This window comes from Burkholderia sp. Tr-20390, from assembly GCF_017104595.1.
Lineage (GTDB): Bacteria > Pseudomonadota > Gammaproteobacteria > Burkholderiales > Burkholderiaceae > Burkholderia.
Genome location: NZ_JAAGPC010000251.1, coordinates 1 through 9,801, shown reverse-complemented (window position 1 = coordinate 9,801; position 9,801 = coordinate 1). Strand labels below are relative to the sequence as shown.

The window sequence follows — 9,801 nt, the reverse complement described above, 5'->3', positions numbered from 1 at the left end:
CGGGCATCGTCGATGCGCCGTGTTCGTCGCGCGTGCCGTGGCGCACGCGCCAGAACAGCTCGCCGTCCAGACGTCGGGCGAGCAGCGCGCCGGCGAAGGTCGGCGGCCAGTGCGGGAGCGTGGCCGCGAGCGGCCCTTCGCCGCGTCCGTCCGCGCCGTGGCACGCCGCGCAGTGCTGCGCATACAGGTGCGCGCCGCGCATCACGTTCGATACGGAAAACGGCGCGGGATCGCGCTGGAAACTCGTCGGTACGGCAGGCGAGAGCCACAGCGACGACGGCGGCCACGGCGCGAACCATGCAACGGCCAGCGCGGCGACTGCCGATACGACACGCCACTTGCGCGACGCCAGCGCGATGCCGCCGAGTACGACCGCCAGCGCCGTTGCCGCCACGGCGAACGCAAGTTGCCGCGTGAGTCCCGCGTCGATGCGCAGCGTTTCGAGCGCGATGCGATGGGCCCATGGCCACGCGGCTTGACCATCGGCGTCGCCTGTCAGCCCGATCGCATGCAGCACGCGCGCCAGCGCGATTTGCGCGCGATACAGCCCTTGCAGAAACAGGAGCGCCCAGTCGGCGAACGTCGGCGCGTTCATCGGCTACGGTCTCGCCGCGCGGCGGCCCATCGTCGAACGGCACCGCGCATCTACCAGCTCGCATCGAGCCCGAGATGCCGCAGCGCGTCGTGACGCAATTCGGCGAGGCGCGGGTCGCCGCGATGGCGCGGGTAGGGCAGGTCGACGTGCAACTCGGCGACGATCCGTGCGGGGCGCGGCCCGAACACGATCACGCGCTGCGCGAGGAACAGCGCTTCCTCGACATCGTGCGTGACGAGCAGCGCGGAGAAGCCGTCGCGTTGCCACAGTGCGGTGAGTTCGGCCTGCATCGTGAGCCGCGTCAGCGAATCGAGCTTGCCGAGCGGCTCGTCGAGAATCAGCAGGCGCGGATCGTTGACGAGCGCACGGGCCAGCGCGACCCGCTGCGCCATCCCGCCGGACAACTGATGCGGGAACACGTTCGAGAATTCCTGCAGCCCGACGCGCGCGAGCGCATCGTCGACACGATGCTGCGACGCACGCGCCACGCCGCGCGCCTCGAGGCCGAGTGCGACGTTCGCGCGCACGCGCCGCCACGGGTACAGCGTCGGGTCCTGGAACACGACGATGCGCGACGGATCGGGTTGTTCGATCGGCACGCCGTCCTGCGCGATCGTGCCTTGCCGCGCGGCGTCGAGGCCCGCGACGAGGCGCAGCAGCGTCGATTTTCCGCAGCCGCTCGGGCCGAGCAGCGCGACGAATTCGCCGGCCGCGACCGACAGCGTGACGTCGTCGAGCACCGGCAGCGCGCCGCCGGGGCCGTCGAGCGCATGGCTCACGCGGCGGATGTCGATGCGCGCGCCGCGCGCCGCCGTGACGGCGGGCACAGCGGCAACGGACGATGCAACGGACGATTCGAGTACGGCGGCGCTCACCATTTGACGGTTCCTTTCTGCCAGGCGAGCACGCGGTCGCGCACCGCGAACAGCAGCGCGATCAGCCCGGAAAACAGCAGCGCCATCACGATCAGCGCCGCATACATGTTCACGTACGATGCCCAGCCCTGCGCCCAGCTCAGGTACCAGCCGAGCCCCGACTTGACGCCCATCATCTCGGCGACGACCAGCACCGTGAACGACGCGCTCAGCCCCATGAAGATGCCGACGAACACGTGCGGCAGCGCGGCCGGAATCGCGACGCGCAGCACGAGGAAGCGCGCGTTCGCGCCGAGCGTGCGCGCGACGTCGTAATACTGCTTGTTGACGCTCGCGACGCCCGACCACGTGAGCACCGCGACCGGGAAGCCGGTTGCGAGCGCGATCAGAAACGCGGCCGCCGAATAGCTCGACGGGAAGAAGTAGAACGTGAGCGGCAGCAGCGCGGTGGCCGGCACGGGGCCGAGCACGCGCAGCACCGGATGCACCCAGTAGCCGATCCGGCGCGACCAGCCAATCGACACGCCGACTGCGAAACCGACCGCGACGCCGTACGCAAAGCCGAGCGCGAGCAGCTTCAGCGTGTTGCCGGCGCTGCCCAGCAGGCGTGGCCAGTCGTCGACGTAGACCTCGATCAGCGCCTGCGGCGGCGCGAAGAACGGGGTCGGCAGCCAGCCGGTTTTCGCGGTGACGATTTCCCACGCGGCGAGCACGAGCGGCAGCGCGACGAGCCATGGGCCGGCCGGGCGCACGCGCGCGAGCCGCGTGCGTGTCGTGGGGACGAGATGGCCGAGCGTCGCGGCGACCAGCAACAGCGCGGCGATCGTCCACGCGCCGACGGCGAATTCGTCGGTGTACGCCCAGTCGCTGAAACCGACGACGCGGTTCGGCCACAGTCGCGTGAGGGCGCCGAGCACGCCCCATGCGAGCGCGGCGGCGATGCCGGTCGGCCAGGTGCGCGCGCGGCGGGCTTCGGCGGCCAGCGTGGCTTCGCACGCCGTGCAGGCGACGCGTGCCGACGATGCGGCGGTACTGGCGCCTGAAGCGCCTGAGGCGCTTGAACCGGCTGACGCGGAGCGTGCGGCGGGCGCGTGTTCGATCGTCGACATCGCGTCACCCCAGCACGTTCGCATAGACCTGCTGCGCGAAGCGCTGCGGGTCGGTGCTCTTCTTCAGCACGCTGATGCGGCGGAAGTCGTCCGCGTAGAACGCGATTTCCTGCTGCAGGTCGACGTTGGTCGGGTGGTGGTTGTAGGTGAGCGTCGCGTAGAGCTTGCGCAGGTCCTCGGGGTTGATCTTCGGCGAATACTTCGCAAACACCTTCGCGGCTTCGTTCGGGTTGTCGTGCGTGAACTCGGTGGCCTGCACGATCGAGCGTGCGAGCGCGGCGGCCGCCGGCCGGTCGTTGCGCACGAGGTCGCCGCGCGCGCCGATCACGCAGCACACCTTGCGCGCGTATTCGCCGGACAGGTTCGTCGCCAGTTCGGTGTATGCGCCGTTGCTGCGCTTCTCGAGCAGATAGAGGTTCGGGTCGCCGTCGGCGATCGCGTGGATCTCGCCCTTGTCGACCGCCACGCCGAGCAGGTCGGCCGGATACTGCCGCCACGTGATGTCGCGTTCGGGATCGATCCCGTTCTTCGCGAGCAGGATCGAGAAGAAATGCTTGCCGGGCGCAGCCAGGTCGCTGACGCCGACCGTCTTGCCCTTCAGCGCCTGCAGCGTCGTCACGCCGGCCGCCTTCGCGCCGACGAGCCGCACGCAGCCGCCGTGCGAGCTGCCGATGATCTTCACGTCGAAACCGGCTTCGAGCGGCTTCAGCCAGCGGTGAATCATCCCGACTGCCGCGTCGGCCTTGCCGGTCGCGATCGATTCGAGCAGCTGGTCGGTCGAGCCGCTGTAGTTGATCAGATCGACCTTCAGGCCGTTCTTCTCGAAGAAGCCGCGCTCCTGCGCGACGACGATCGGCGTCAGGCAGAACGCGTTCTGGTTCCACGCGAACGTGAGCTTCTTCAGCGGCGGCGCGGACCAGGCCTTGCGGCCCAGCGTGATCGCGGGCGCGGCGAGCGCGACGGCGCCGGCGGCGCGCAGCAGCTTGCGGCGCTTGTCGTCCTGCGCGTCGGCGGGCACGGGCGCGGGTGCGGTGGTTCGGGTCATGAGGGCTGGTCTCCGGTCGTGCGGAAGGGTGCTCAGTCGAGCAGGTCGGGTTCGTCGGCCACGACGCGCGCGAACAGGCTGTCGAATGCATGCAGCGCGCCCTCGGGGCCGCCGATCTGCCCGTGCGTGTGGCGCGCGGTGGCGTGATCGATCGGCTGCGGCGTGCCGGCCGCTTCCGCCAGCAATTGCGTGTGCGCGGCGTTGTCGAGCGCGATGTACCACCAGGCGGCGGCCTCGACCGTCGGGCCGGCGCTCAGGATTCCGTGGTTCTTCAGGATCACGCCCTTGTGCGTGGTGCCGTCCGGCTTCGCGAGCGCGTCCGCGATCCGTGCGCCTTCGCTCGTGTCGACGACCATCCCCGTGAAGTCGTCGAATAGCGCGTGGTCTTCGTAGAACACGCAGGCGTCCTGCGTGAGCGGATCGAGCGGGCGGCCGAGCGTCGACCACGCCTTGCCGTACGTCGAGTGCGTATGCGCGGCGGCGACGATGTGCGGATGCGCTTCGTGGATCGCCGCATGGATCGCGAACGCGGCCTTGTTCAGCGGCCGCGTGCCGATCGCGGTTTCGCCGCGTGCGTTGACGAGCAGCAGGTCGGACACCTTGATCTGCGAGAAATGCACGCCGAGCGGGTTCACCCAGAAGTGGTCCGGCAGCTCGGGGTCGCGTGCGGTGATGTGGCCGGCGAGCCCCTGTGCGAAGCCGAAGCGGGCGAACAGGCGGAATGCGCCCGCGAGCCGTTCCTGACGGTGACGGCGCTCGGCGGCGACGTCGATGCGCGGTGCCGGCGGATCGAACCAGAAATGCTGGCGCGGCGCTTCGGCGAGTTCGAGACCCGATGCGGTGCGGACGGGCGAGGCAAGGACGGCGGACATGATGGCGGATGGCTCCAATAGGCTTCGTTGGGCTCAGGCTGCGCGGCGTGCCGCGTCACGGGCGGCGACGGCGCTGCGCACGCGCGGAATCAGTTCGCGGCCGTAGTCGATCGCGTCTTCCAGCGGATCGAAGCCGCGGATCAGGAACGTCGTGACGCCGAGGTCGTAGTAGTCGAGCAGGGCGTCGGCGACCTGTTCGGGCGTGCCGACGAGCGCCGTCGAATTCGAGCGTGCGCCGGTGAGCTTCGCGATCTCGGTCCACAGCCGCTTGTCGACGCGCGAGCCGCGTTCGGCCGCGGCGAGCAGGCGGCGCGCACCTTCGCTCTGCTGCGGGCCGCCGGCGCCGAGGCCGGCCGCTTCGCGCAGCCGGCGCGTTTCGTCGAGGATGCGATGCGCGCGCGCCCATGCTTCGTCCTCGGTCGCGGCGAGGATCGGGCGGAACGACACGGAGAAGCGCACCTGCCGGCCGTGCTTCGCGGCTTCGGCGCGCACGCGCGTGGTCAGGTCGCGCACCTGGTCGAGCGATTCGCCCCACAGCGCGTAGACGTCCGCGTGCTTGCCGGCCACTTCGAGCGCGGCTTCCGATGCGCCGCCGAAATAGATCGGCACGTGCGGCTGCTGGAACGGCTTCACTTCCGAAAAGCCCTGCTTGAACCGGTAGTGCGCACCGTCGTGATCGAACGGCTGCGCTTCGGTCCAGATCCGTCGGAGGATGCCGAGGTATTCGTCGGTGCGCGCATAGCGTGCGTCGTGATGGAGGAAATCGCCGTCGCGCTGCTGTTCGCTGTCCGAGCCGCCGGAGATGAAGTGCACGGCGAGCCGGCCGCGGCTGAACTGGTCGAGCGTCGCGATCTGCCGCGCGGCGAGCGTCGGCGCGGTGAAACCCGGGCGATGCGCGAGCATGAAGTGAATGCGCTCGGTCGCGGCCGCGGCGAACGCGATCGTCAGCGTCGCCGACGGGCCGGTCGAGTGGTGCGGCACGAGAATCCGGTCGAAGCCGGCCGTCTCGTGGGCGCGCGCAAAGTCGCGCACGTAATCGGGATCGACGACGGGGCCGGACGGCGGATGGATTTCCGACTGCTTCTGGCTCTGGATCATGCCGATGAATTCGACGCTCATCTGGGTCTCCGGTGCAGGGACGTCCCGGCGCACGGCCGGGCAGGAATGGAGCGCAGGTTAACGCCGGGATCATGCGAAACGGAAATAATCAATCCCGAATTGAATATCAGATTTGCATGGTTTGGGCGGGGGCGCGCTGCGCATACGCTGTGGGCTCGTGAAAGATCGGGCGCGCGGGCGCCAGCGAATCCGGCGCCGCGCGTTCCGGATCGCCGGCTTCATCAGAAACCGCGCCGCGTGGCGATCGATTGCCGCTATTGCCGCCTGTCCGTATTACTTTGCGTATTGCCCAGGGAATCCGTCTCGATGTCCGCCAGCCTTGCCGCTTCCTCGCCCGCGCCGCAGCCGCGTTCGCTGCGCCTCCTGTCCACCGACGATGTCGACGCTGACGGCGCCCGCGTCGCCGCGCTGCTCGACCGCCTCGCGCCGGAGCTGGCCGCCGACGCGGCCCGCAACGACGCTGACGGCCGCTTTCCGCACGAGAACTTCGCGCGGCTGCATCGCGCGGGGCTGATCGCGCAGGTCGTGCCGCGCGAGCATGGCGGCGCCGGTGCGACGCTCGCGCAGGCGAGCCGGATCGTGGCTGCCGTCGCGAGCGCCGACCCGGCGACCGCGCTGGTGCTGACGATGACCTACCTGCAGCATCGCGCGCTCGGTCGCGCCGACAACCGCTGGCCGGCGCAGGTCCGGCGGGCGGTATTCGACAGCGCGGTCACCGAAGGGGCACTGATCAACGCGCTGCGCGTCGAGCCCGCGCTCGGCTCGCCGTCGCGCGGCGGCCTGCCGGAAACCATTGCACGGCGCGACGGCGACGGCTGGCGATTGTCCGGCCACAAGCTGTACAGCACCGGGATTCCGGCGCTGCGCTGGCTGGCCGTGTGGGCGCGCACCGATGAACCGGCGCCGCGGGTCGGCGTGTTTCTCGTGCCGCGCGACCGCGAGGCGGACGGCGATCGCATCCGCGTGATCGAAAGCTGGAATCACCTCGGCCTGCGTGCGTCAGGCAGCCATGAGGTCGTGTTCGACAACGTGCGGCTGCCGGCCGATCACGCGGTCGACGTACGCGCACCGGACGCATGGGCCGTGTCGGCGGCGACCCATGCGGATGCCGACGCGCAGGCCGACCAGCAGGCGTGGATGGTCGCGCTGCTCGGCAGCCTGTACGACGCGGTGGCGCGTGCGTCGCGCGACTGGCTGGTCGGGTTCGCGACGACGCGTGCGCCGAGCGGGCTGGGCGCGCCGCTGGCGACGCTGCCGCGCGTGCAGGAAGCGGTCGGCGAAATCGAGGGCTGGCTGCATGCGAACCGCGTGCTGCTCGACGATCACATCGCGCGCACCGACGCGGGCCATGCGCCGACGGTCACGACGAGCGGCCTCGTCAAGCGGACCGTGACCGAGCACGCGATCCGCGTGGTCGAGCAGGCGTTGAAGCTGTCGGGCAATCACGGGTTGAGCCGCGCCAATCCGCTCGAACGTCACTATCGCGACGTGCTGTGCAGCCGTGTGCATACGCCGCAGGACGATGCGATCGCGGTGGCGGCGGGGCGCGCGGCGCTCGAAGCGGCGAGCCGGAGTGAGACGAAGCGCGCAACGAACGGCGAAACGGAGACGAGCGGGGCGCCGGTCAACGCGACCGAACGCGGCCGCAACGATGCGTGATGGGAGCCGGGCTGGCGCGGGCGCCAATCGGGCGGCGCGACTCCGACGATTGCGACGCCGCCCGATCCGGTCAGGCAGCCTTGCCGTGTGCCTGCTCCGGCAACGCGAACGCGGTGCGCGCATGCGCGGCAACGGCGGCGAGCGGCGCGTCGAAGCGGGCCGCATCGTGCCGGCGCAGCAACCACAGATCGATCTGCGGCTTGAAATCGGCGAGCGGCACGATGTCGAGCGCATCGCGCAGCGGGCTGCCTTCGACGAGCGGCAGCGGCATCAGCCCGATGCCGAAGCCGTTCGCGACGCTCTGCAGCTGCAGGTCGCGGCCGTAGGTGTCGAGCGTGACCGGCATCGGCAGGCCCTGCGCGTCGAGCGCGCGTCGCAAGCCCGCACGAAAACCGCAGCCGTCCGGATTGAGCACCCAGCCACGCGCGTGGCAATCGGCGAGCCGGTAGCTGCGGCGCGGCCAGTCGCCCTTGCGGCCGACCGCGACGAGCCGCGTGGCCAGCAGCCGTTCGCCTTCGACCTGCGCCGGCAGCACCATTTCGCGCGCGAGGAACACGAGCGCCGCATCGAGTTCGCGCCGGGCGACGCGCTCGACGAGCATGCCGCCCCAGGCGGTCGTGACCTGCGTCGCGAGCGCGGGCCATTGCGCGGCGAGTTCGGCGATCAGCGCGGGCAGCATCAGCTCGCCGAGGCCTTGCGTGAGCCCGATCCGGAATTCGCCGGCAGGCGGCTGCTCGCCGGCCGTCAGCTCGCGCAGCGCATCGACTTCGCGCAGGATCGCGCGACACTGCTCGAACACCCGTCGGCCGATGTCGGTCGGGCGCGGCGGCTTGGTGTTGCGATCGAGCAGGATCACGCCGAGCGCTTCCTCGAGATTTTGGACGCGCCGCGTGATCGCGGGCTGCGTCATCCCGAGCTCGGCCGCGGCCTGGCTCAGGGTCTGGCAGCGGACGACCGCTGCAAAAGCGTCGATATCGCTAATTTTCATGTTTGTTCTGCATGGTCTTTCGGGTGCATCATGACGATCCATCATATTCGGCATCATATTCGAGGAGTCAGCCGATGAGTACGCTTTCGTTGCATCAGACGCCGCTGCGGCCGTTCGTCGACGGTCTGGGCGCGTTGCTCGCGTCCGGCGCGAACGAGGCGCGCATCCTCGACGAGGGCGGCGCGCTGCTCGCCGCGCTCGTCGAACACGACGACTGGTTGCCCGACGCATTCGCGCAGCCCGACCCCGCGCGCTATCGGCAGTACCTGCTGTATCTCGACCCGGACGAGCGGTTCTCGGTCGTCAGCTTCGTGTGGGGGCCGGGCCAGACGACGCCGATCCACAACCACACGGTGTGGGGGCTGATCGGGATGCTGCGCGGCGGCGAGTTCTCGCAGCCGTACCGGTTCGACGCAGCGGGCCGGCCCGAGCCGGCGGGCGACGCCGTGCGGCTGCGGCCGGGCGAAATCGAGGCCGTGTCGCCGCGCATCGGCGACGTCCATCGCGTGACCAACGCGTTCGACGATCAGGTATCGATCAGCATCCACGTGTACGGCGCGAACATCGGCAAGGTCGAGCGCGCGGTGTTCCTCGACGACGGTACCGTGAAGCCTTTCGTATCGGGCTATTCGAACGCCTGATGCAGTTGCCCGCCTGGGTGGCCGGTTGCCGGCACGCGCCGGCAGGCCCGAGATTCATCCGTTCCGCTTTTTTCACCGACTTCAACGCATTCAATCAAGACAGAGACACCGTGACGCAATCCGCCGACTCCACCTCCCGCTTTCCCGTCGCGTCGTACCAGGACGTGCGCGCCCGCCTGCTGGCCCGCGACGAGATCGCGCTGATCGACGTACGCGAGGAAGATCCGTACGCGCAGGGCCACCCGCTGTGGGCCGCCAACTTTCCGCTGTCGAAACTCGAGCTCGACGCGTGGACGCGGATTCCGCGCCGCGATACGCCGATCGTCGTGTTCGGCGAAGCCGGCGGCGAGGATCTCGCGCCGCGCGCGGCCGCCAAGCTCGCGCAGCTCGGCTACACCGACGTGCGGCTGCTCGACGGCGGCCTCGCGGGCTGGCTCGCCGCGGGCGGCGAACTGTTCGTCGACGTGAACGTGCCGAGCAAGTCGTTCGGCGAATGGGTCGAGGCCGAGCGGCATACGCCGTCGCTGTCCGCGCAGGAGGTGCAGGCGCTGATCGACGCGAAGGCCGATGTCGTGATCGTCGACGCGCGCCGTTTCGACGAATACCAGACGATGAACATCCCGACGTCGACGAGCGTGCCGGGCGCGGAGCTCGTGCTGCGCGTGCGCGCGCTCGCGCCGAACCCGGCGACGCAGGTGATCGTCAACTGCGCGGGCCGCACGCGCAGCATCATCGGCACGCAGTCGCTCGTCAACGCGGGGCTGCCGAATCCGGTCGCCTGGCCGCTCGCGCTCGTGCTGCTGCCGTTCCTGTTGTGGGCCGGGCTTGCGCCGGTGCTGGCGCGGCGCGACGTCGACCGGCTCGGCACCGGCGCACGCGAAGCGCTCGGCCAGCTCGG

General features: G+C 70.1%; 10 protein-coding genes. 3 read left to right on the top strand and 7 right to left on the bottom strand.

The window, feature by feature from the left end; translation table 11 throughout:
* From G3N98_RS36175 to G3N98_RS36150, 6 genes are all read right to left on the bottom strand, one after another.
* The coding region (locus tag G3N98_RS36175; RefSeq protein ID WP_206150808.1) for a cytochrome c at positions 1-595 on the bottom strand (595 nt) is incomplete at its 3' end.
* 50 nt (positions 596-645) lie between these two features.
* Positions 646-1,473 carry an ABC transporter ATP-binding protein gene (locus G3N98_RS36170; RefSeq protein ID WP_206150807.1) on the bottom strand — a complete coding sequence of 276 codons (828 nt, stop codon included), beginning with the start codon at positions 1,471-1,473 and terminating at the stop codon, positions 646-648.
* Positions 1,467-2,579, bottom strand: coding sequence for an ABC transporter permease subunit (locus tag G3N98_RS36165; protein WP_206150806.1), 1,113 nt, complete (start codon positions 2,577-2,579; stop codon positions 1,467-1,469). The genes G3N98_RS36170 and G3N98_RS36165 overlap by 7 nt, the downstream gene beginning before the upstream one ends.
* Positions 2,580-2,583: 4 nt before the next feature.
* A complete protein-coding gene (locus tag G3N98_RS36160) occupies positions 2,584-3,624 on the bottom strand; it encodes an ABC transporter substrate-binding protein (protein WP_206150805.1) in 1,041 nt (346 codons plus the stop codon).
* A gap of 32 nt (positions 3,625-3,656) precedes the next feature.
* Positions 3,657-4,496, bottom strand: a complete 840-nt coding sequence (locus G3N98_RS36155; protein ID WP_206150804.1) for a class II aldolase/adducin family protein — start codon at positions 4,494-4,496, stop codon at positions 3,657-3,659.
* Positions 4,497-4,529: 33 nt separating this feature from the next.
* Positions 4,530-5,615, bottom strand: coding sequence for an LLM class flavin-dependent oxidoreductase (locus G3N98_RS36150; protein WP_206150803.1), 1,086 nt, complete (start codon positions 5,613-5,615; stop codon positions 4,530-4,532).
* Between the two features lie 306 nt (positions 5,616-5,921).
* Here G3N98_RS36150 and G3N98_RS36145 point away from each other — a divergent pair, with 306 nt between their 5' ends.
* A complete protein-coding gene (locus tag G3N98_RS36145; RefSeq protein ID WP_206150802.1) occupies positions 5,922-7,274 on the top strand; it encodes an acyl-CoA dehydrogenase family protein in 1,353 nt (450 codons plus the stop codon).
* A gap of 70 nt (positions 7,275-7,344) precedes the next feature.
* On the opposite strand, the gene G3N98_RS36140 is transcribed toward G3N98_RS36145, so the two are convergent.
* The gene (locus G3N98_RS36140; RefSeq protein ID WP_174971555.1) at positions 7,345-8,319 is read right to left on the bottom strand and encodes a LysR family transcriptional regulator; all 975 of its coding nucleotides are present in this window, start codon (positions 8,317-8,319) and stop codon (positions 7,345-7,347) included.
* Positions 8,320-8,336: 17 nt separating this feature from the next.
* Between G3N98_RS36140 and G3N98_RS36135 the strand changes: the two genes are divergently transcribed.
* Both G3N98_RS36135 and G3N98_RS36130 read left to right on the top strand, forming a co-directional pair.
* The gene (locus G3N98_RS36135) at positions 8,337-8,903 is read left to right on the top strand and encodes a cysteine dioxygenase (RefSeq protein WP_089427616.1); all 567 of its coding nucleotides are present in this window, start codon (positions 8,337-8,339) and stop codon (positions 8,901-8,903) included.
* A gap of 110 nt (positions 8,904-9,013) precedes the next feature.
* On the top strand, positions 9,014-9,801 hold a 788-nt coding region (locus tag G3N98_RS36130), incomplete at its 3' end, for a rhodanese-like domain-containing protein (protein WP_346779127.1).

Excerpts from the sequence above, each read along its gene's own strand:
- G3N98_RS36165 (WP_206150806.1), bottom strand. The coding sequence starts at position 2,579 with ATGTCGACGATCGAACACGCGCCCGCCGCACGCTCCGCGTCAGCCGGT.
- G3N98_RS36150 (WP_206150803.1), bottom strand. The coding sequence starts at position 5,615 with ATGAGCGTCGAATTCATCGGCATGATCCAGAGCCAGAAGCAGTCGGAA.
- G3N98_RS36155 (WP_206150804.1), bottom strand. The coding sequence starts at position 4,496 with ATGTCCGCCGTCCTTGCCTCGCCCGTCCGCACCGCATCGGGTCTCGAA.
- G3N98_RS36160 (WP_206150805.1), bottom strand. The coding sequence starts at position 3,624 with ATGACCCGAACCACCGCACCCGCGCCCGTGCCCGCCGACGCGCAGGAC.
- G3N98_RS36135 (WP_089427616.1), top strand. The coding sequence starts at position 8,337 with ATGAGTACGCTTTCGTTGCATCAGACGCCGCTGCGGCCGTTCGTCGAC.
- G3N98_RS36145 (WP_206150802.1), top strand. The coding sequence starts at position 5,922 with ATGTCCGCCAGCCTTGCCGCTTCCTCGCCCGCGCCGCAGCCGCGTTCG.
- G3N98_RS36140 (WP_174971555.1), bottom strand. The coding sequence starts at position 8,319 with ATGATGCCGAATATGATGGATCGTCATGATGCACCCGAAAGACCATGC.
- G3N98_RS36170 (WP_206150807.1), bottom strand. The coding sequence starts at position 1,473 with ATGGTGAGCGCCGCCGTACTCGAATCGTCCGTTGCATCGTCCGTTGCC.